The sequence below is a fragment of the Vibrio sp. Vb2131 genome, assembly GCF_033338535.1.
In the GTDB taxonomy this organism is placed as follows: Bacteria; Pseudomonadota; Gammaproteobacteria; order Enterobacterales; family Vibrionaceae; genus Vibrio; species Vibrio alginolyticus.
This window is the reverse complement of the sequence record NZ_JAWOSW010000003.1, coordinates 248,315-270,156: the sequence shown is the minus strand read 5'-3', so window position 1 is coordinate 270,156 and position 21,842 is coordinate 248,315. Positions and strand designations below refer to the sequence as shown.

At 45.5% G+C, this 21,842-nt stretch carries 16 protein-coding genes; 6 read left to right on the top strand and 10 right to left on the bottom strand.

The annotated features are described in order from the left end of the window. Positions 1–175 precede the first annotated feature (175 nt). Entirely contained in the window at positions 176–631 is a 456-nt protein-coding gene (locus tag R7E38_RS05235) for a DUF2850 domain-containing protein (protein WP_213908243.1), read from the bottom strand. 162 nt (positions 632–793) lie between these two features. Here R7E38_RS05235 and argA point away from each other — a divergent pair, with 162 nt between their 5' ends. Further along, positions 794–2,131 (top strand): amino-acid N-acetyltransferase, encoded by a 1,338-nt coding sequence (gene argA / locus R7E38_RS05230; RefSeq protein WP_136976875.1) that lies wholly within the window; start codon positions 794–796, stop codon positions 2,129–2,131. A 416-nt stretch (positions 2,132–2,547) separates the two neighbouring features. Next, positions 2,548–2,736, top strand: a complete 189-nt coding sequence (locus tag R7E38_RS05225) for a hypothetical protein (RefSeq protein ID WP_005380230.1) — start codon at positions 2,548–2,550, stop codon at positions 2,734–2,736. Positions 2,737–2,784: 48 nt separating this feature from the next. Here the strand turns inward: R7E38_RS05225 and R7E38_RS05220 are convergent, their stop codons facing one another. From R7E38_RS05220 to recC, 5 genes are all read right to left on the bottom strand, one after another. Beyond that, positions 2,785–3,156, bottom strand: a complete 372-nt coding sequence (locus R7E38_RS05220) for a hypothetical protein (protein WP_031780957.1) — start codon at positions 3,154–3,156, stop codon at positions 2,785–2,787. Positions 3,157–3,182: 26 nt separating this feature from the next. Then, the gene (locus R7E38_RS05215; protein WP_170890496.1) at positions 3,183–3,557 is read right to left on the bottom strand and encodes a hypothetical protein; all 375 of its coding nucleotides are present in this window, start codon (positions 3,555–3,557) and stop codon (positions 3,183–3,185) included. Between the two features lie 156 nt (positions 3,558–3,713). Further along, positions 3,714–5,861, bottom strand: a complete 2,148-nt coding sequence (gene recD, locus R7E38_RS05210; RefSeq protein WP_213908242.1) for an exodeoxyribonuclease V subunit alpha — start codon at positions 5,859–5,861, stop codon at positions 3,714–3,716. Beyond that, a complete protein-coding gene (gene recB, locus R7E38_RS05205; RefSeq protein ID WP_226083545.1) occupies positions 5,861–9,535 on the bottom strand; it encodes an exodeoxyribonuclease V subunit beta in 3,675 nt (1,224 codons plus the stop codon). The genes recD and recB overlap by 1 nt, the downstream gene beginning before the upstream one ends. Before the next feature lie 327 nt (positions 9,536–9,862). Beyond that, the gene (gene recC / locus R7E38_RS05200; RefSeq protein ID WP_226083489.1) at positions 9,863–13,354 is read right to left on the bottom strand and encodes an exodeoxyribonuclease V subunit gamma; all 3,492 of its coding nucleotides are present in this window, start codon (positions 13,352–13,354) and stop codon (positions 9,863–9,865) included. Between the two features lie 252 nt (positions 13,355–13,606). On the opposite strand from recC, the gene R7E38_RS05195 reads away from it, so the two are divergent. Continuing rightward, positions 13,607–15,430: a DUF3413 domain-containing protein gene (locus tag R7E38_RS05195; RefSeq protein ID WP_042521370.1), complete on the top strand. Its 1,824-nt coding sequence runs from the start codon at positions 13,607–13,609 to the stop codon at positions 15,428–15,430. 75 nt (positions 15,431–15,505) lie between these two features. On the opposite strand, the gene R7E38_RS05190 is transcribed toward R7E38_RS05195, so the two are convergent. Beyond that, positions 15,506–16,480 (bottom strand): TDT family transporter, encoded by a 975-nt coding sequence (locus R7E38_RS05190; RefSeq protein ID WP_005391714.1) that lies wholly within the window; start codon positions 16,478–16,480, stop codon positions 15,506–15,508. A 109-nt stretch (positions 16,481–16,589) separates the two neighbouring features. On the opposite strand from R7E38_RS05190, the gene R7E38_RS05185 reads away from it, so the two are divergent. Next, a complete protein-coding gene (locus tag R7E38_RS05185) occupies positions 16,590–17,516 on the top strand; it encodes a LysR substrate-binding domain-containing protein (RefSeq protein ID WP_017636009.1) in 927 nt (308 codons plus the stop codon). Between the two features lie 128 nt (positions 17,517–17,644). Then, complete coding sequence (locus tag R7E38_RS05180) at positions 17,645–17,944, top strand: YebG family protein (protein ID WP_005380208.1); 300 nt, start codon at positions 17,645–17,647, stop codon at positions 17,942–17,944. A gap of 57 nt (positions 17,945–18,001) precedes the next feature. Here R7E38_RS05180 and R7E38_RS05175 read toward each other — a convergent pair whose 3' ends face one another. Further along, positions 18,002–18,598, bottom strand: coding sequence for an imm11 family protein (locus R7E38_RS05175; RefSeq protein ID WP_238853068.1), 597 nt, complete (start codon positions 18,596–18,598; stop codon positions 18,002–18,004). Then, positions 18,588–19,202, bottom strand: a complete 615-nt coding sequence (locus tag R7E38_RS05170; protein WP_033905557.1) for an AHH domain-containing protein — start codon at positions 19,200–19,202, stop codon at positions 18,588–18,590. The genes R7E38_RS05175 and R7E38_RS05170 overlap by 11 nt, the downstream gene beginning before the upstream one ends. Before the next feature lie 446 nt (positions 19,203–19,648). On the opposite strand from R7E38_RS05170, the gene dapD reads away from it, so the two are divergent. Continuing rightward, positions 19,649–20,680: a 2,3,4,5-tetrahydropyridine-2,6-dicarboxylate N-succinyltransferase gene (gene dapD / locus R7E38_RS05165; protein WP_017636007.1), complete on the top strand. Its 1,032-nt coding sequence runs from the start codon at positions 19,649–19,651 to the stop codon at positions 20,678–20,680. A gap of 88 nt (positions 20,681–20,768) precedes the next feature. On the opposite strand, the gene glpQ is transcribed toward dapD, so the two are convergent. Next, complete coding sequence (gene glpQ, locus R7E38_RS05160) at positions 20,769–21,824, bottom strand: glycerophosphodiester phosphodiesterase (protein WP_005380201.1); 1,056 nt, start codon at positions 21,822–21,824, stop codon at positions 20,769–20,771. Positions 21,825–21,842 lie beyond the last annotated feature (18 nt).

Below are 21,842 nucleotides of genomic sequence, written 5' to 3'. Positions count from 1 at the left end.
CGTTTACTCGTTGTGAATTCATTCAGTTAATACAACATGATAGCAGCGGAAGAATTACGGAATTGTCCGGATTATGTTTGAAAGTAAGATTTACTGATTGAGAGATGAAATTGTGATCATCCATGTGACTCACAGACGCAAGAGATCTCTGCTTAACAGACAAAGATAAAAACGACTATCTTACCGCAATCCTTGCACGCCCCTCTAAACGGAATACAGGTAGATAATGTGCATTGGCATCCAGCTTCATTTCTGCATGCTGCTTACCCACAAAATTGAAGTTCCGCTCATTTGAACCCACTCGATACGAAAACGAATCCCCATCGAATTCAAAACTGGTCGCCACTGTAGAACCATTTACGGTAACACCGCGCTCACTCAACACAAATTCTTCACGAGCATAAGGCGCAACATCTTGCTCAACCCAGCGACCATAAATTGTCGATTTGGGAATGGGCGGATTAATGGTTCGAGTAATCAAATCACTATACAGCATGCACACGACAACGGTTCCAACTATCGCTATAAGCATGAGAGAACGCTCTAGCCACTTACGAAGCATTGATTTAGATGACGTTTTTGACAGATTTGAAGCAGTGATCGCAGCATTCTTATTAACAGCAGAAGACATGAGGTTCACGTATTGAGGAAAGACGCCACCATTGTAACCTTCCCTCTTAACGGGACCAAGAACCTACCTCAATATGTTTGTGCTTTATTCCAAAATTTCACCTTGCCACCGAGTGAATAAAAAGGCATCATTTTAACATAATTAAACAAAGGAATGGCTGTAGTGAAAATTCGTAGTACTGCTCTCGTAAAAGGATTCCGTCAATCAACACCTTATGTCAATGCTCACCGCGGAAAAACCATGGTGATCATGCTGGGCGGAGAAGCCGTCGCACACAAAAATTTTGGCAATATTATTAATGATATCGCACTCATGCACAGCCTCGGAATCAAAGTCGTGGTGGTGTATGGTGCACGTCCTCAAATTAATCAGCTGCTAGAAAAACAAGACCTCACTACGCCTTACCACAAAAATATCCGCATTACGGATGAATCGGCTTTATCTTTTGTTATGCAAGCTGCCGGACAACTTCAACTTGCGATTACTGCGCGCCTATCAATGAGCCTCAACAACACTCCGATGGCAGGCACCCAGCTCAATGTCGTTAGCGGAAACTACATCATTGCTCAGCCACTCGGCGTTGATGATGGTGTGGACTATTGCCATAGTGGACGCATTCGCCGCATTGACACCGATGCTATCAACCGCACTCTTGATCAAGGTTCAATTGTTCTGCTAGGTCCCATTGCTAGCTCTGTGACTGGCGAGTGCTTCAATTTATTATCGGAAGAAGTCGCCACCCAACTAGCGATAAAGCTGGGTGCGGATAAGCTGATTGGTTTTTGCTCCGAACAAGGTGTCATTGATGACAACGGCAATGCTGTCGCCGAGTTACTACCAATTGAGGCGGAGCATGTCATCAAAACGCTCTCTGAAAATACGTCTCCTGACCTAGATTACAACACTGGAACACTGCGCTTTCTTAAAGGCTCTATTGCCGCTTGCCGTGCCGGAGTACCTCGTAGCCACTTGATCAGTTATAAAGTAGATGGCGCCTTAATTCAGGAGTTGTTCTCTTTCGACGGTATCGGTACCCAAGTTGTTATGGCGAGTGCTGAACAAGTGAGGCAAGCTAATATTGACGATATTGGCGGTATCTTAGACCTCATTCGCCCGTTAGAAGAACAAGGTGTACTGGTTAGGCGCTCTCGAGAACAGCTAGAGCAAGAGATTGGAAAATTTACCATCATCGAAAAAGACGGCTTGATTATTGGCTGTGCTGCCCTTTATCCATACCCAGAAGAGCGTAAAGCTGAGATGGCTTGCGTAGCGATTCACCCTGACTATCGTGATGGAAACCGAGGTTTGTTACTGCTCAACTACATGAAACATCGTTCTAAATCCGAAACCATTGATCAGATTTTTGTCCTCACGACACACAGTTTGCATTGGTTTAGAGAGCAAGGTTTTTACGAAGTCAGTGTCGACTATTTGCCTGGAGCCAAACAAGGGTTATATAACTTCCAGCGTAAGTCAAAAATCTTAGCGTTAGATTTATAGCTTAACCTTAAATCAGGGAGCGAAACTTAACGTTCCGCTATACCAAAACCTCAAGGTGCGGGATTCAGTTCATTCACGCTCAACCCTGCACATCGAGCTTGTTTAGGAACGAGTTTGTTGAGGAATAAGGCCACACATAAACCCTACTCCGGACTAGCGGGTCATCATGTAAACCCAACTTAGAAATGCGCAAACCATTGCTTGATTTTTGTTCCAATTTTATCTTTTAAATATACATTTGGTTGGCTATACTCTGCTCGCTAGTGATTGGTTTTTAACCAATACGAAATGGATCTAGGTGATGTAATGTAGCCTTCACCCTAAAATACTGGGCAATTGAAAAACTAGTTAGCTCCGTATTGCACACCAAGGACAGTTGTTAATCTGACTTTAAATAAGCCGAGACGAGCACTGTTATGAGAACAATCATTTGTAATTCGCTTCAAAGCTTCTGGGATATGGCTGACAATCAGTTTTTAGAAGGCCTAGACGTCCACTGTGTTTTCCCCGTAAATGACGCTATCCGAGATTTTATTCTTGCTTATCAACAGCAATACAAAATACGCAGCGTGTCTTTTACCAATGCGTTTGCAAAACATGCATAAAAGAAGACCGAGCCATAAGCTCGGTCTTCTTTTACGTACGTAATTAATTCAAAACAAAATCATAGCTAACAAAGATGCAAAAATAGTGACTACGATAAAGATTAAAATAGTCCAGTACACTAGCCCAATACTTATGAACCACTTTGGGCAAACTCTACGAATATCTGTTAGCTTTCTTTTTTTGGCCAACTTAGGAAATGCAACTGCGGCAACAAGAGCTAATCCATGTATTAAGGCCCCAAAGTGAAATCCAGAAACTAAAGCAAGCTCAATATCTGTATAGTGCTCACTAGTATACGCATAGTGCTTTACTTTTTGCGGCGTGATAACAATAAGCAAAATACCTACTATCAGGTACCAAAAAACTAACAAAGCACCTGCAACAAAAAATGTAATAAAAGAAACTTCTAATAACTGCAAACTTCACCGACCTTCTATTCCAGCTCTCAAGTAATAGACATCCAAACCACCATTGAGCCTAAAGTGATCATAGCTAGAAGCAATAAAACGCTTATATAAATACGGCAAATTCCGATGAATAGACCGGAGCAAACTTGATGAATATCAGCAAAGCCCCTTCTCCTCGCTAAAGTTGGTAAAGCGACCGCCGCAACTAAGCCTACACCATGTACTAAAGCACCAAAGTGAAAACCCGAGACTAAAGCTAACTCTACTTCTGAATAATGTTTCGGATAAAAAGCAAACCGCTTCACCTTTAGTGGTATAAAAAATATAAAAATTGCTCCGATAATAACGAACCATAAAAACGTACCTCCTCCGGCGATAAAGAAGGTTAGAAAAGACGAGTCGAGCAATCCCATATTCAGCTGCCTTTGATATGTGAATGAGAAAGGAGAAATATATCGCTAAGAAAGAGCCTTACTCAATAACAATCCATTTTGCATGAAAACGAAATGGCAAATATAAGACCCGCCACAAAGAATCATCTTCGAAAATGTCACAATCACAAGTAAAAATTAATTCGTAAGCCGCTTTACTAACCCACTCGCACGAGTGGTTTTCACCTTAATGCCTCGCTTCAGAACATTAAGTTCGGCGTAAAGAGCTAAACGCTTTTTCGCGCGGGTAATGCCTGTGTAAATCAACTCACGGGTTAATATCGGGCTAAAGTCTGGTGGCAAAATCATCAGGGTGTAATCAAATTCACTGCCTTGCGATTTATGGATGGTCATGGCGTAAGCCGTTTCATGTTCAGGTACTCGGCTCGGTAAGACCGATTTCACACTGCCGTCAGGTAACTCAAAAAAGACTTTCAAACGCGGTTCTTCTTCAGTGTCATCTCGCATGCAAATACCAATATCACCGTTATACAAACCTAAACCGTGATCATTACGCGTAACCATGACGGGTCTGCCGTGATACCAAATTTCATCCTGAACTTGAATGAACTTGCGCGCCGCGAGCGCTTTCTCGATGCGTTGGTTTAGCCCAGCCACACCGAAGTCACCTTCACGGATCGCGCACAGCAATCGGCATTGGTTGAAGGTATCTAACACCGCTTTGGCTTTGTGCGTTAGCGACTCTGGCTCTCCGGTTTTAGGATCAGTTTCCTGTTGTCCAATGCGTTTGAGGTAACGACCGTATTCCTGCACCAACGTCTGCATCAGTTGGTTGTAATGTTGACTACTTAGCGCGAAATGTTCGATGTCAGAAAAGTCACGCGCCCAGACGTTATCTACGCTCGCAGCAGAACCTGAGTTAACCGCTTTTGCCAACTGACCAATGCCTGAGCGAGCGTCAAATCGGTAACTCTTTTGCAGCATACATAAACTATCGGCAATGCTAGATGCACTGTTACCCGTATGGGCTAAAGTATCGAAGCCCGTCAGTTTTGCGATGGCTGACGCCTGCTCTTTGCCATAACCCAACGCATGGAACGAACAGATATCACCCAACACTGCCCCTGCTTCAACTGAGGCAAGTTGATCTTTATCACCTAGCAAAATCAGCCGCGCATGTTTCGGTAAGGCATCGACCACTTTATACATCATTGGTAAATCGACCATCGACGCTTCGTCGATAACCAAAATATCCAAATGCAGTGGATTTTGCTTGTTGTGACGAAATTCTGCGCTATTAGGAATCGCACCCAGCAACCGATGTAAGGTACTCGATTCAGTCGGAATTTTGGCTTTTAGCTCCGGAGAAACTGGCAGCTCTTGCACCGCTTTACCAATGGACTCGGTTAATCGCGCCGCCGCTTTCCCCGTCGGGGCCACCAGCTTGATGGTTAGATTTTTCTCTTGCGTCGCCTGTTCAATCAAAGCAGCAAGCAATTTGGTTACTGTCGTCGTTTTACCCGTACCAGGGCCACCAGAAATCACAGCAAATCGACGAGTTAACGCAACCGCCGCCGCGACTTTTTGCCAGTTCACACAAGCTGAGAGTGGCACGAGTTCATCCAGTATTTGCAAATCTTGAACCTTGCGCGCATTGCTAAGCACGGAATCAATGGCGTGCCAATCCAACGATTCGCTTGCGACCACATCAAGGTGGTCACACACCAATTGCTGACGCAACACTTGGTTGCTGCTTCCCGCTTCTACTGCTTTGCCCAACGCGTTAAACAGAAAATGGTATTGGCGTGCGAACAGATGGTTGAGCAACTCCGATAATCGCGCAAACTCTTGTGGTTGCAAGTTAACTGCGGCGCCCAGCTGATTGAGCTTTTCCGCCAGTGTCACTTCATAATGCCAATAGCGATGCAGATACAGACGCTCACCATCGAACATTAAAGGCAAGGCTTCTCCTTGCGCGCCGACCACGCTGGAATTTTGTAATACTTGAATCCAGTCTATGCCTTGCAACTGTGTGTTAAGCGCCAATGCCGACTCACCAAACAGCCCTAGCTTACTGGCTAAATCCGTAGTTTGCCCTTGTGCATCGCACAGAGACAGACAGATATGTCCTTTACCAAGCTCACTACTGACAACACCAGCGATAAACGCCAGTGCTTGGCTGTCCGACTGTTCATCATGCGTTTGAGAATCAATAAAACAGGCGAATTGGTAGTCGAGCTGACGAATAGCACCTTTGTGCGCCAAGCGTTCCAACACTACCAATAGGCTATCTTGGTCAGAATGAAGATTGTGATTTGTCGTCATTAAAGTAGCTCCATCTGCCCGGCTTGAGTTGAGCGCGTTTCAAGTACTTGACCATCAATCAAACGATCCATCTCTTGTAAGAACTCGAAAGTTGGTTTCGCGGCAAAAATGCCGTGGTCACTCTGCCCATCCATGCCGCGCAAGAACAAGTAATACACGCCACCAAAGTGCTGTTCATAATCATAATTGGCCAATCGGCTGCGTAGGAAACGATGCAGGGCTAACGCATAAATCTGGTACTGCAAATCGTAGCGGTGATCTGCCATCGCCGATTTCAGAGCCTCACCATGATAGTGCGTCACATCGTCGCCAAGATGATTCGATTTCCAGTCAAGCACGTAGTATTTACCTTGATGTTCAAACACCAAGTCGATAAAACCTTTGAGCATGCCTTGCACGGTTTGGAAACCTAAATCCCCCGCTTTCGCCGACAACGGATCGTGACGTTGAATGACTCGGTTTAACGCCGGTGCAGACAAAACTTCAATCGGCAGCAAAAATTCCATCTCCACCAAACGTTGCGACGGTGCTTTTTGATTCAGCAGCAAAGACTTACCATCCAACGGCGTTGCGAGTACGGTATCAATCAATTGCTGTAAAATAGGTAGCCACTCTTCATCGAGCTGTTCGCTTTCCATCAAGCCAAGGATGATTTGTGTATTCTCTTCCGTAGTGGCTGGCTGAGTAAATTCAACTTCCTCAAACAAGCTGTGCAGGAACGTACCCGGACGCGCACCACGAGGGAAGGTAAAAATAGAGCGCTCTGGCTCCACCAAATCCGCTTCGTCTTGCTCTTCAGATGAGTCGATATCAAAACCCGTAATCTCAATCGTGGCATCATGCTCGGCGTGATGAGAGCCTTGCTTGACCAAGCCAGAATAACTGGTGATGCGCCAGTTTCTATCGATAGGGTTTTGCAGCTCTTTCGCGCTAAGATCGTGTATTTCTTCTTGTGGCGCTACGTACTTCTCTTCGAGTTGCTGCGGCGGATCGGCCACAACGACACAATCAAGCTCGTCTTGTTGCTTTGTTAAACCTTGTTGCAAATCGTTAATGCCACCTTCTTGACCATTTTGAATCAAATAGCCAATCGCACTGCGGTGTACACCAGTTGGCTCTTTGGTCGAACGGCCATTGCGCAAAGGTGAGGCACCGATAAAACACGCATACACAGCTCGCGTTAGTGCTACGTATATCAAGCGTAAGTCTTCCGCCAAACGCTCTTTATCCGCTTGCTTCATGGACGCATCGTTGCCAGTAATATCCAGTACCGTGCGGTCATTGGCTGCATCGTAATATTTGGCTTCACTGGCTTCTCGATAGCTGAACACAAACGGCAGAAATACGAGGTCATACTCCAAGCCTTTTGATTTGTGAATAGTTACGATCTGCACTAAGTTACGTTCCGATTCTAAACGTTGGATTTGGTCATCACTGCCACCCAAACCGTTTTCCGCATCACTGATAGACTGAGCGAGCCAACGCAGTAGACCGTGATCGCTGTCCAGTTCATTACTGGCTTGTTGAAGCAGTTCACCGATGTGCATTAAATCGGTAAGCACTCGCTCACCATTTTCACCCTGTGAACTCGCGCCTTCTTCTAGTAATCGCTCGGCAATATGGCGTTTGCTGATCACCGCCCGCAGCATCGGCAGCACACCACGCTGAACCCAAAGTTTGCGATATTCTTTGAATTCGTTTACGGCGTTTTCCCACACAATTTCATCGTTATTAAGTGCATCCAAACTTGCTGCATCAAGGGCAAACAGCTCAGAGGCAAGACTTGCACGCAGCGCACGGTCATTTTCTGGAGTCAGCACCGCTTGCAGCAAACGCTGTAGATCCTGCGCCACTGAACTGGTAAACACACTGTCTCGGTTAGACAGGTACACGCTGGCAATGCCTTGTTCAGCCAGCGCTTGTTTGATCATTCGACCTTCACTACCTGTTCGAACCAACACCGCGATATCGCCCGCTTGAACCGCTTTCTGTTTTTCGCCATTCACCAGACACGCTTGCCCCTGTTGAGCCTGCGTCAAAATAGTTTGGATTTGGCTTGCAGTCGCCTCTGCCATTCGAGTCAAATACTCGCCTTTTGGTAGCGGTTTATCGTCCGCTTCTTGCAACCAATAAGTCAGCGCCGGTTGCTTTTGGCCACCCATAGTCCAAATGCGTTTTTCGGCATTGGGACTGTACTTAACGGGTAAGAACGGAATATCTGAATCATAGATAAATGGACTGTCTGGCAAAGCAAATACTTGGTTTACCGCCTGCACCATATCTGCGCTAGAACGCCAGTTGGTTCCTAACGTATAGTGGGCACTTACTTGGTTACGCGCTTTGATATAAGTGAAAATGTCTGCGCCACGAAAGCCATAAATCGCCTGCTTGGGATCACCGATCATAAACAAACCACATTCCGGATTATTCAGATAAATACGGCTGAAAATACTGTATTGAAGCGGGTCGGTATCTTGGAACTCGTCAATCATTGCGACGGGATACAAAGTACGAATACGCGCCGCTAAAAGCTCGCTTTCGTCCGTATCGATAGAAGCAGAAAGTTGCGTCAGCAAATCATCGAAAGAGAGCCACTGTTTTTGATTTTTCGCGTTGGCCAGCATTGCACGACAATGCTCAATCGCATGAGCAAGCAGTGGCGCTTTTAAGCTGATTGGATTGGCAAGAAATGTTTCAATGGCTTCAAATACCGCATGCTGCGGCGCACTGCCTTTCGGTGTTTTTTCCAACAAGACGTTTTGCGCGAATTTCTCCAGCTTGTCTGGATAATCGTAACCTGTAGTTTCCGTTGCAGCCCAAGCGCTTACCGCCTCCAACCACGTCGGCAGAGACTTTTTGTTGTAACTTCTCGGATTTACATCTGAAGACGAAATCAGCGTTAAGAAGTCATCTTGGCTTTCTCGCCACTGTGCTTTTAATTCATCAATTTTTTTCAAATTTTCAGTATGAAGATCAGCCAAACTGCCTTTCATTGCTGGAACAGAAAGGCTTAACGGCGCACCAGTTAAGTAATTGCTGATGTCAGACAACAACGCAGATGGAGAGCCCCATAGCTGGCGAATTTCTCCAGCCAAGGTAAATGGCAACGGGTAGAAATTGCGGCGCCAGTAATCGGCTACAACTTGCGCTTTTAGGTGACTTTCATCGGTCACAAACTCGTTATTAAATCGGCTGCCAGATTCAAACGCATTTTGCGTTAGCATACGTTGGCAAAAACCGTGAATGGTGTAGACCGCCGCCTCGTCCATCTGACGCTCTGCCTGCAATAAAATTTCTGCGGCTTGCTTGTGATCGTCAAACTCATTAAGCAAAGGTTGGATCACCGGGTCGGAACTCTGTCCACGCGCAAACGCGATTCGCGCATCATGGATTCTTGCCCTGATACGATCGCGTAATTCCGCAGTTGCCGCTTCGGTAAAGGTTACAACCAGAATTTGGTCGACCGCAAGCGGTACGCGATGTCGAGTTTCCGCGCTGCCATGACCAAGCAAAAGACGCAGATATAAACCTGCAATAGTGAAGGTTTTACCTGTACCTGCTGATGCCTCGATTAACCTCGCACCGTGCAGAGGAAACGTCATCGGTTCTAGTGGCGTTGGTTGAGGTTGCTCTGTGCGGTCTAACGTATGTAGAGGACACTCTGCACCTGACATTTGATCCATAACGCTGAATCTCTCCGGATTATTTACTAGGACGTATCACCTAATAAATGTGATCTATAGTTAAAAATTCTATTAATATGTTTAACAAGTTGGATAATTTAGAGCTTTGTGAGATCTTTCTCACGGTTATCCATAAGACGTACCGTTAGTATGCGCCCCACGAGATAAGCCAAACCTTTTTGGCGGCACAACTCAAATGAATTAAACAAAAGTATCATGGTCCCTCTGACCTTGTGGCCGTACAGCGAACGCCCTACAAAAAATAATGATTTTCTGGCGGCCACCCTACTCTTCCTTCTCTTTATCCAGCTGTCTTTATTACGCTTTTACATCATCAGCGTCTTGAACCGCTAAGCGCGCACCTTGCAGTACTAATGCTGTCAGCAAACGAACTTCTGAGGCCAACTCATCATTCCAAGCAGGCCAAATTCGAGAGATGTACGCATTACTGCCTTCGCCCGGGCTCATGAAGCCATCATTGAATGCGTCAGCCATTTTCTTCAAAGATTTCTCTTCGTAATCTACCCACTGACCGCGGCTAAAGCCCGCTTCAACACAAGCCAACGCCGTTTTCGGGAAATAAGGCAAAGGCTTAGTCATGCCTTCGAAAAATAAGCGAACTAATTCAGTCAGTAGCTGTTTGGCATACTGCGCATCGGCAATTTCTGGGTAGATCAAATGCAGCGCGCCTTCTTTACGATCGTAACCAATGATGTGAGTTTTCTTAGCATGACCCGACGCCGACATGGCAAGGTGATCGATCCACGCAGCAAGGTAATCCTGCGAGCGAATCTTACCGCTTCTATAGCGAATCAAACCGGATTGGTAGCATTGAGTCAGCCAACCTGTTAGGCGAACGTTTTTCTCTTCGCCTTCATTTCGCTCAAACAAGGAATCAAACGTCAGGTCGATTTCCAAATCGTCTTGAGGCGCACCAGATAAAAACGCCAGTTTATCCACCAGCTCTTCCGCCTGAACTCGGTTAGTTTCAAATTCGATATCACCAAACGCCCCCACCGGCAGTTTGCCTTGCGCGCGCTGTTGACTCATAAAGTGTTTAAGTACCTCTGTTTTTTTCTCTGGCTGCATCAATGTCGTTTCAAGCAAGGTTTCTAACAGCTCATCACGCATTTGATAGCTCTCCAAACCACCTAAAACAAAGGGTTCGTCGTCCTCCATCACCGGTAGTGGCGGTTCAAAGATTACTTTTAAACGACGATTGAAAAAATACTGCACAGGTAAGCGCCAGAAACGTTGCAACTCGACTAAGTCGAGCTCAAGTGGGAACGTCGCTCCTAACAGATAGTCGTCTAATGCCCGATTAAAATCACGACGAACATAGCCTTGCGATTGACTACTTTGAGTTAATGCCGCTGGAATCCACTCTTTCGCGTAGCTGGCGTGCATGCCTTGGAACGCACTTGGGCTAAACGGCACCATGGCGTGGGTATTCACCAACGCATTTAATAAGTTGTCGCCAGACTCATCAACGGGCAACGCTTCATCACCACTTAAACAATAGTTTTGGTGGCAGTATTCCATCAGCTCAGAAACCAGAACCGAAGGTACTCGCTCGGTATTGTCTTGGATTGAACGGCCAACATAACTGATGTAGAGCGTTTGCTGTGCCGATAGCATTGCTTCGAGGAATAGGTAACGGTCATCATCTCGACGCGAACGGTCGCCCGGTTTGGTTCTTCCGGTCATCAAGTCAAAGCCTTCTGGCGGCATGGAGCGTGGGTACACGCCGTCATTCATCCCCAGTAGACAAACGGTTCTAAACGGAATAGAGCGCATCGGCATCAGGGTACAAAAGTTCACTTGACCAGCCAGGAAGCGCTGGCTGACTCGTGTGCCAGATAATTTGTTTTGAAGGTATTGGCTGATGATCGACGGCGATAACGCATCATCAAATGCGGCATCAGCTAATTGCTCTTTGAGTTGGCTGAGCGTATCGCGAATGGATTTGAGCGCCATTTCGCCTTCTAACTCAACTGAGAAGAAGTCATCCAGCAGTAAAACTAAAGTCTCTCGCCAACCATCAATAGTCTGAACATGAGAAAGTTTGCTTCGATAAGTGCTAATTTGTTGGATAAAGTGTGCCAACTTGCCCGCCAGCTCTGCGCCCATGCCTTGCACTTCGTTGTACGGAGACAAACTGCCTTGCTCGGTTTCAAACAAACCAGCGGATTCTGGCATCGCGTAGCCAAGCAACATGCGTTGAATACCAAATTGCCATGTGTTTTGACGAGTTTCCGGCAGTTCAAATTCGCGTCCGGTATTGGCATCCAACCCCCAGCGAATTCCCGATTCCTCAACCCATTGTTTGGCTTGTAAGAAATCATCTTCGCTGAGTTCAAAACGCTTTAATATCGCTGGAGTTTCCAGAAGTTCGAGTAGTTCTGATGCCAAACAGCGCGTATTGGGTAAGTTCACCAACTGCATAAATGCAGCCAGAATTGGGCTCTCTTGATCGGCGGTTCGGTCAGAAATCGAATATGGAATAAAACGCTCACCCGGCGCGTTACCAAAGACCGCCTGAATCGCAGGGCTGTAAGCGTTGATGTCCGCGACCATCACGATAATATCGCGCGGTTTTAACGTTGGGTCAGCATCGAACATCGCCAACAGTTGATCATGCAGCACTTCAACTTCGCGCATCGGGCTGTGACAAGCGTGTAGGCTCAGTGATTTATCACCCAAGCTAACCACTTGTTTGTGATGACTGTTTTCAATCTGTTGATCATCTTGATGTTCTTCAAGATTGAGAATATCCGCTTGCAATTGATGGAGCAGACTGTCGCGCTCAACATCAACAAAGGCTTCGATTTCATGAGATTCCAGCTGAGACAACAGATACATATTGTCGCGCCCGAGTTTACCCATGGATGCCAACAGACTGTTTCCGACCACATCGGTGTGCAGCTCATCGATCACATTATCTTCCAATGAACCTTTCAGTTGCTCAGTTTCACCTTGCACTTCCGAGTGATCGTCCTGCCACACAACGTGCTGACGATGTTTCGCCGCCAAACGAGCCAGATATTTGCGATCTCGAACTTCACCCCAATAATAACGACAAGGGTTAGTGAACATCAGATGCACGTCGATGTGTTCACCAATTGCTTTTAGCGCATCCATATAGCGAGGCGGCAACGAAGAAATGCCAAAAACAAACAAACGCTTGGGTAAATGGTCAAAATTGCAGTTAAAACTCTCTAACGTGTCGATAAAGTGCTCATAAAGGTTGGCACGGTGATAAGGAGACTGCCCTAATGACACAGTGTGATCATACAACGCTTGCCATAAGATCGGCTGCCACGGATGCTCATCTTCCAGCTCTGGCACACTCTGCCCAGCTTCCCAACTTGCGATCCATTCCGGACGATACACCAAGTAACCATCGAAAATATCGGCAATTTTCTCAGCCAGCTGATACAGCTTAGAGTGGTCAATGTCATCTTTGAGGTACTGCGCTAACGGCGAAAACACCTCTTGGTTGAGAAGCCCCGGCAGCAGATGCATCAACTTCCACGTCATCGCTTCTTTGTTAAACGCACTGCGTTTTGGCACGTCTGGCAACACCTGCGTAAACATTTCCCAAATGAAAGTAGCAGGGAGCGGAAAATCAATGTTCGCGGCAACACCAAACTCTTTGGCCAATTCCATTTTTAGCCACTGGGACATGCCCGGACTTTGAACCAGAATTTGTTCTTTTTCGAACGGGTTTTCCAGCGGACTGATTCGAATCAGTTCGACAAGGAGTGATTTAAGAACGTCAACTTGGTTGGAGTGATAAACAGTAAACAAATTGGGAATACCGAGCGCCGATTGAAACTGTTAGCTAGCTTAGCACAGCCCCATTTAAACCCGCAGTGATCTCGCGTTCGGAAAAAACAAAAGGTTATATATCACTCAAATAGAGTATGAATCTTCTGAATTTTCACATGTCAATCAAGTCTGACACTTCCATACAAAATGTGACATTCGTCGCAACTATTCCATAATAAAAAACACTGTTTTATACTCCCTCTACCCATAATTTATAAACAAACAAAAAGTATGTTTCGCAAACTGTCTTCCAACAGCGCTTGGCTGATTGCTTTTTTTGCTTGCTTTGCAGTGTACCTGTCGATCGCTTGTTATCCTTTTGTGTTGTCTAACAATCAGAATGAACCGCTAACCTTGTTGCAAGGTTACTATTTGGTTTCGACTCAATATGGCTGGCTGGGCTTGATCGCTCTTCCATTTATGTTGTTGAGTTTATTGCTCTCTTTTCTACCGACTCGAGCATTCAAAGGTATCGTGATCGCTATCGCGATCTGTCTATTGATCATGTTTAAAGTCGATATCCTCGTTTTTCAGCAATACAAACTTCACATCAACGCCCTATTAATCCGTATGTTTTTCGAAGGTGGCGGTGATGTCTTCGATATTTCGTGGATGAGTTGGCTAATCTTCATCAGTGAAATTTCCGTTCTGGTGATCGGGCTCGCTTGTACCGTTTGGGTAAGTAATCAACTGGCACAAAGCCGAGCTAAGTTCGTTTTGATCAGCGTCTGGTTTGCTGTATTGCTTAGCACGCAGATGATTCATGCGTACAAAAACGCACTTTACGACGATGAAGTCAGTCAGTTTTCGAATAACTGGCCACTTTACTACCCGCTGACGGCTCGTAAATTTATTTACAAACACGACCTAGTGGATGAGAACATTGCATCGAAGAACCGCGTAGAGTTAACCAACATTGAACGTAGCTCACTCAACTATCCGCTTGCGCCGATTCAAGTGCAAAGCAAAGAGAAACAGCCCAATGTCTTGTTTATCTTGGTTGATGCGTGGCGCTACAGTGATGCGACGCCGGAAGTCATGCCAAATGTCAGCAAGTTCGCCGAAAAAACAGTGAATTTCACACAACATATGAGCGGCGGCAACTCAACTCAAGCGGGTATTTTCAGCCTGTTTTACAGCTTGCCAGCGACCTACTGGGAAAGCTTTTACGCAAGTCAACGCTCTCCTGTTTTTATGGATACGCTGCAAGCAGAAGGCTACCGCATGGGCATTTTTGGCTCGGCACCGCTCACCAGCCCGCCACTTTCTCGCACGGTATTCAAAAAAGTGTCGGACTTGACCCTGAAACAAACTGGGGAAACAGCTGTCGAGCGCGATCAGCAGATAACAGACAAGTTCATCGAGTTCCAAAAGCAGGATAGCGACAAGCCGTACTTTGGTTTTCTGTTCTACGATGCCGCCCATGGCACAGTATTTCCCGAACCTGAATTTGCGAAATTCAAACCATACTGGGAACGCGTTGACCACATTTTGCTCAACAACGATTTTGACGCTTCGCTTTACCATAATCGATACAAGAACTCGTTGTACTACATCGATAGCTTGATTGGTGATGTGCTGAAAAACGTCGACTTAGACAATACCATTGTGGTGATTTCATCAGATCATGGTGAAGAGTTTAATGACCATAAGATGAACTATTGGGGCCACACGGGTAACTACAGTGACGTTCAAGTACATGTGCCTCTTTACGTGTACATGCCAAATCGTCAGCCAGAGCAAGTTGATTACCGCACGACCCATTTTGACGTCGTGCCAACCATGATGAATACGCTGTTTGACGTTCAAGGCACAACGAGTTCATACAGCGTTGGTCATAACTTGTTTGATAGCTCAGCCTCTCGCGATTGGTATATTGCAGGCAGCTACTACAACTATGCATTGGTCGGCAAAGAGCTGATGCTTGTGGTCAACCCTGGCGGGCACTCTCAGCAACTGAATCGCCAGTTAAAAGTCGAGAAAGAACAGAAAGTTCCTGTCGATATCATTCGTCATTCTCTGGATGAGATGTCGCGATTTTACAAAAAAGGCTAGCGTCCAACATCGACGCCGATTGAAATAAAAAAGCCTCTTGGTTGTAAGACCAAGAGGCTTTTTCCTATCTGCTATTTAAGCGTGATGAGCGTGCATCAAGCGTGGCTGAATCAACAAGTTGTTGATGTATTGTAAGGCCACATAAGAGACAACAAATGTTGCCACAATCAACTCAAGACTAGCTAAGCCTCGCACTTGTTGAACATAGTGCGCAGCCAATCCTTGCAACTCCATCCAATTCGCCATTTTAAACAGCGCCGTCGCACCGATCACCATCGGGAAAGTGAACGCCGCATAGCCTGGGCTAAATGGCAGTCTAAGCAATTTAAAGAATGCGAGGTAAATGATGGCTGTCATCAATACCGCGATACCAAATAGCATAGCGATGATCACTGGTGATGGTGTCGCAGTGACCGTTAAGTACCCTGCCAATGATAGACTTGCTGGCGCCGCCATAATTGCCATGGTTGGTTTTGCTGCATCCGGAATTTCATGGGTAAACATGAAACGGTAAATCATCATCGGCAACATGATCGCGTACGCCACCATACCAAACATCAATGCACCTTGTGCCACTGGTGCTAACATAGGGTTGCCAGAGAAAGACACATCCGCAACGATGATACCCACTGGCGGTACAAACCAACTAGGAACCATGTGGTGCAATTCAAAATCTTTGGCGCGATGGTAAACAAAGCTCACCAAGAATACGATGTGCAAAACCACCGCAATCAGCCAAAGCGCATCGCCAGCTAATGGGTAAAAATGGCCGAGAGAGTTCGATACCACCATAGTGCCCATCGCAAATGTCGGAACCACGCTGCCCACAACCGGATGAGCAAGATCTTGTCTCAATAGATGATTATGTAGCAAAAACTTGGTTGCCAATATAGCCAACAATATGCTCGCGATACCCGCACTAATCCACTGTCCGTAGCCATGTAATTCGGCGAAGTTTTCCCAACTCCAGCCCAAGCTTGCAATACCAAGAGCCAAACCCGCCATTGGAGTTGGCGCTCCCATTACTTTTGCTTTTGTTCTTTGAATCATGATGACCTCAACCAGACTCACTCTTGATGAGACGTATAATACGCTTGCACTTCGTTCCGATATATCTAATTATTTAAAACAAACGTTCAGAATTACTTAACGGTGGGGTATGGCAAGTCACATTTCTCTTAAACAACTGAAAGTGTTTACGACGATCACGCAGCACAAAACGCTCACAGCGGCTTCTGATAGTCTCTTTTTATCGAAAGCCGCAGTGAGCATGGCACTCTCAGAATTAGAAAAGCAGATCGGCCATCACTTATTTGATCGTGTTAATAACCGACTGATTTTGAACCAAGAAGGTCAAAAACTACTGCCACTGGCGGATGAATTACTCAACCGAGCCAAGGACATCGAGAGCATTTTCGATGGTGACCAAGCGCTATCGGGCCAACTTCGCATTGGTGCCAGCGACACCATTGGCAACCAAGTCGCGCCCTATTTGCTTAGCGAATTTCGTCAGCAAACGAACCATCGTTCTCAAAGTCTGTTCATTTCTAACTCCGCACAAATCTGCGACATGCTGACCGATTACGAGTTAGACATAGCCCTCATTGAAGGCAAAACACTTCACCCTGAATTGCAGTCTACCCAGTTTAGCGAAGATGAAATGTGCGTGATTTGCGCGCCCAATTCCCCAGCCGCGCACGAAGGGCCAGTAAACTTAACCGAGCTAGAAAACAGTGAATGGATATTGCGAGAGGCAGGCTCTGGTTCACGCGAATTTTTTATGCGCGTTGTCGCGCCGCGCTTGGAACATTGGCATGAAGCTTTTCAGCTCAATACCACCGAAGCGTTGATCAACTCAGTATCGGCAGGGTTAGGCTTGGGCTGTTTGTCACGTTTGTCTGCAGAACCTGCTATTCGTGACGGCCGCGTAAAACTGCTCGACATGCCTTTAGATATGAAACGTCGCTTCTGGTTACTGGTTCATAAAGAGAAATATCAAAGCCCATTGCTCAAAACGTTTATCGAATTTTGCCAAGATTGGGAGCGACCAACAAACCTTCCTTTGGCGGACAAATCCGCAAAGTGAAACCAAGATAGTTTAAATGCTAGTCAGTTAGTTGTACGTGTCTCTCATTCTGAGGCTTGTCGCTAGACTTGATTGGTCAAAAACTGTATAAAAAGCCAGTATCAATACACCAAATTAGGGGACCAACCATGGCTGTAATCGTCAAGTACGTGGTAGAACGCAATGGAGAAGAGAAAATGACTTTTACCTCTAAAGCGGAAGCTGACGCATACGACAAAATGCTGGATATGGCAGACGAGTTATTCTCACTGCTGGGTAAAAGTGAACTTCTAGAAGACGAAGGTAAGCAAGAAGATCTTGCAATGTTCCTTGCGCAAAACAAAGAAGAAGTGCTTTACGCTCTTGGTGCAAAACGTAAACCTGCACCAAAAAAAGCAAAGAAGCTTGAAGCTGTTGAAGAAGATAGCGAGCAAGAAGACGCTGCATAAGCCTCTCATTTGTTTAGAAAAAACGTCGCATTATGCGGCGTTTTTTTATTCCTGAAGTTAAACACTCTCTATTTCATAAAAACTAACCCCGGTAAACTCGTTTTTAGTCACTAGATTTAAAAAGCTATTGTCGATATTTGAAGTACAGATGCTTATTGGAGAACCACTTAATTTGAAGAGCCTCGGGGTTGAAACTTTAGCACGATCAATAACAAAACGCTTATATGGTCTAGTTCTATGAACTCTGCCATTTGGCTTGTAGTTTATCTCGCACAGTTCAGTATGTAATGCATCCAATTTAGAAGTCACATTAAGTGCATACCAAATGGAGTTATCCACATTTACAGGTAGGAATTCACAACAATCTCCGAGCGTATCTTTGAACAAGCTCGCAATATCATGGCGAACTACGTACGTACAGCTACCCCAGGCAGCAATCATTGGTTTTATTAAGTCATCGGAATCATCATGCCGGAGCCAATCAAGTGTCAATGGTTGCCAAGTTGATATTTTTGAAGCTCCATTGAATATTGGTAAAACTTCATTATTCACGTCGTCTAAACCCAATAGGCTCGTGTGCTCTAGATATAAATATTTATCCACATCTGGCTGAATACCAAATACCTTAGTAAAAGTTTGTTTTTTAAACTGCAATTTCATTCGCCCTTATTTTTCTGGTTATTGGAAACATGCCCATTTTCAAGTCGTCTCCAATATCCTCTAAAACCTCAACGATATCTTCTCTATCTGCATCCTGAGCAATCGTATTTTCAAGTAAATGTTCAACGTTCAAATAGTAAAATGAAGTATGGATACAGGAGTGAGAATAAGCTTCAACCATTTGCGAATGGGGCACATGTTTATTCCATCTTGGTAAAAATACACCATTTTCCGCACTATCTATATCGATTCGAAATGCTGATAGCCTCATTCTGGACTTTGCAGCTCTAATGTCTTTCCATGATACAATATGATGAGCAGCTACATTCTTAGGACGACATTGCCCTGTTTTTTTAAGGATGTTTTTGGCCAAGCGATAACTATGGGCCTTATTATGCTCCCACCTTATATGTTGATTAAGTAAAAGATCATCTTTGGATATCACCCCTCTCTTATACTTAATAGAATCTATCACTGAACCTGCATAAAATATTTGAAATTGCGAAGCTTGCTTGGAAGCGAATAACTTATCACCAGTCACATTAAACAAATCTCTTTCCAGCTCAGACGTTGTAACCGTAACGACTTTTTTACCCATACTGATCTCATTGAAAATGCTTAAAAACGTAGATCAACCTTAATATGAATCAATATGAATATAAAGAATTATTTATCTCAAAACCGAGCCGCCTCAAGCTTGCGCCAAATTTATTTGAACTTATACGACACCTTGTTCTAAACAATTAAAAACATACCTCTGTATCTCGAAAGAACTCGCCAGAATAGGAAAACGCCCTTTCTTTCTAGAGCCGAGACAAGAAACTGCCTTCTATCGTTTCAGCAAAACTCCCCCAATAGACCACCTCGTAGCCACATTTCTCATCAGACAAACATATCTCTAAAAAGACAAAAGGTATCCATCTACGGACTTTCTCCATTTCCCCTCTTTAAACTCCCCAACACTCTCTTTATGATGACTGACAACTTAATTATTTCTTGTCAGTGAACAGACGAGACACAAGACTCAACACATGGAGATCAACTATGGCTTTCTTCTCTCTAGCCTTTGGTACGGCAACTAAAAACCGCGACGGCAAAATCATCGAAGCGTTTTTCCCAAACCCAGTTCTTAACCCAAGCGAAGCGCTTGTTAACGCACTAGCAGCAGTAGCAGGTTACGAGCAAGGCAACCAAGCTATCGAGATCTCTGCAGCACAAAGCGCAGAACTGGCAGCAGCATTTGAAGCAAACGGCGATGCGGCAAACGCTTCTTTCGCAGCAAAAGCAGCAGAATCAGCACAACCACTTGTACTGGTTATCCTTGCAACTGACGAGCAGCCACAAAGCGTTGCTGAAGGCTTCCTAAAACTTCAACTTATCTCTAACCGCCTAGTTCAACCGCACGGCACGGTACTAGACGGTATCTTCGGTCTACTACACAACATCGCATGGACTAACGAAGGTCCAATCGACCTACCTGAACTGGCAGAGCGTCAAATCGAAGCTCGCCTAGCGGGTCGTGCACTAAGCGTAGATTGCGTAGACAAGTTCCCTAAAATGGTGGACTACGTGGTACCAACTGGCGTTCGTATCGCTGACACTTCTCGCGTACGTCTTGGCGCACACGTTGGCGAAGGCACAACGGTAATGCACGAAGGCTTCATCAACTTCAACGCGGGTACAACAGGCGTAAGCATGGTTGAAGGTCGTATCTCTGCTGGCGTAGTGGTTGGTAACGGCTCTGACATCGGCGGCGGCGCATCTATCATGGGTACGCTATCTGGCGGCGGTAAAGTTGTGGTTTCTATCGGTGAAAACTCTCTACTAGGCGCGAACGCAGGTCTTGGTTTCCCAATGGGTGACCGTTGTACTATCGAATCAGGTCTGTACGTAACTGCTGGTTCTAAAGTGCGCATGCTAGATTCTGAAGGTCAAGAAGTCGAAGTGGTGAAAGCCCGCGATCTTGCTGGTGTTTCTGACCTACTGTTCCGTCGTAACTCTGTAACAGGTCAAATCGAATGTCTTGCTAACAAGAGCGCGGTTGAACTGAACAGCGAACTGCATAAAAACAACTAATTCATTCGTGAATTAGCCCTACGAAAAATCCCCCAGCAGGAAACTGTTGGGGGATTTTTTAGCTTAAAGCAAAATGCGTGAGTGCTGATTACTGATTTAAAAAGCTGACCGCTTTATCTGGGAAATCAGTAAACAAACCATCCACTTTTACTTGGTTATAGTACACATCCATCATGCCTTCAAAGCTGTCAGTGTACGCGGGAATGCGTCCTGGATCGGCGCGGAACGTGTATGGATGCACTTGCAAGCCAGCGTCTTTTGCAGCCTTCATCAACGGCTTGATGATGATATTGTCTTTAGTTGACTTATCATCCACCAGCATCGGCTTCCAAGGTCCAATTCCTTCCGCGTAACTCGCTACTTTCTTCATTCCGTCGGCTTCGAACATCCAGTCATAACTGTATGGTGTTGCCTTGTCGCCTTTGTACACCATAGTTTCGTTCCAGTCCGTGTAAGCCATAAGCTGAACGAGCTTTAAGTCCATGTCCATTGCAGGCATAAGTTCACTGTTGATGCGTTGAAGTTCATTCGCATCAAAACACTGAAGGTAGACTTTGTCGTCTTGAGAGCCGTAACCGTACTGCTTCAAGACTTTAAGTACTGCTTTAGAAATGTCCTTACCTTCATGACGATGGAACCAAGGCGCTTTAATTTCTGGGTAAATACCGATGTCATAACCCAGCGTTTTGTTTAAGCCTTGGATCAGCTCAATCTCTTCAGCAAACGTCGGCACGGTGAAATCAGATTTCCACATAGGGAATCGGGTTGGATAGCCCGCTACTTTGTTGCCTTTCTCATCGATGTTGAACCCTTCGGTAACTCGCAAGGATTTGATTTCCGCCAGAGTGAAATCAATCGCGTAATAACGACCATCTTTACGTGCACGATCAGGAAAACGCTCCGCAACATCCGTTACGCGATCGAGATAATGGTCATGCAACACGACCAACTGGTCGTCTTTCGTCATTACCACATCTTGCTCTATGTAGTCAGGTTTCATTGCGTAAGCAAGTGCTTTGGCTTCTAGCGTGTGCTCAGGCAAGTAGCCCGATGCGCCACGGTGCGCAATGACAAGCGGCTTCGCAATCGCACCAGCAGAGAGGCTAAGTGCTAAAAAAGTAAGACATACTGACTTTGTTTTCATTGTTATTTCCTTGATAAA

Coding starts and splice junctions, on each gene's coding strand:
- R7E38_RS05215 (WP_170890496.1), bottom strand. CDS start 3,557: ATGGGATTGCTCGACTCGTCTTTTCTAACCTTCTTTATCGCCGGAGGA.
- R7E38_RS05185 (WP_017636009.1), top strand. CDS start 16,590: ATGGCAAGTCACATTTCTCTTAAACAACTGAAAGTGTTTACGACGATC.
- R7E38_RS05170 (WP_033905557.1), bottom strand. CDS start 19,202: ATGGGTAAAAAAGTCGTTACGGTTACAACGTCTGAGCTGGAAAGAGAT.
- R7E38_RS05225 (WP_005380230.1), top strand. CDS start 2,548: ATGAGAACAATCATTTGTAATTCGCTTCAAAGCTTCTGGGATATGGCT.
- dapD (WP_017636007.1), top strand. CDS start 19,649: ATGGCTTTCTTCTCTCTAGCCTTTGGTACGGCAACTAAAAACCGCGAC.
- R7E38_RS05195 (WP_042521370.1), top strand. CDS start 13,607: ATGTTTCGCAAACTGTCTTCCAACAGCGCTTGGCTGATTGCTTTTTTT.
- R7E38_RS05190 (WP_005391714.1), bottom strand. CDS start 16,480: ATGATTCAAAGAACAAAAGCAAAAGTAATGGGAGCGCCAACTCCAATG.
- recB (WP_226083545.1), bottom strand. CDS start 9,535: ATGTCAGGTGCAGAGTGTCCTCTACATACGTTAGACCGCACAGAGCAA.
- recD (WP_213908242.1), bottom strand. CDS start 5,861: ATGACGACAAATCACAATCTTCATTCTGACCAAGATAGCCTATTGGTA.
- glpQ (WP_005380201.1), bottom strand. CDS start 21,824: ATGAAAACAAAGTCAGTATGTCTTACTTTTTTAGCACTTAGCCTCTCT.
- R7E38_RS05180 (WP_005380208.1), top strand. CDS start 17,645: ATGGCTGTAATCGTCAAGTACGTGGTAGAACGCAATGGAGAAGAGAAA.
- R7E38_RS05235 (WP_213908243.1), bottom strand. CDS start 631: ATGTCTTCTGCTGTTAATAAGAATGCTGCGATCACTGCTTCAAATCTG.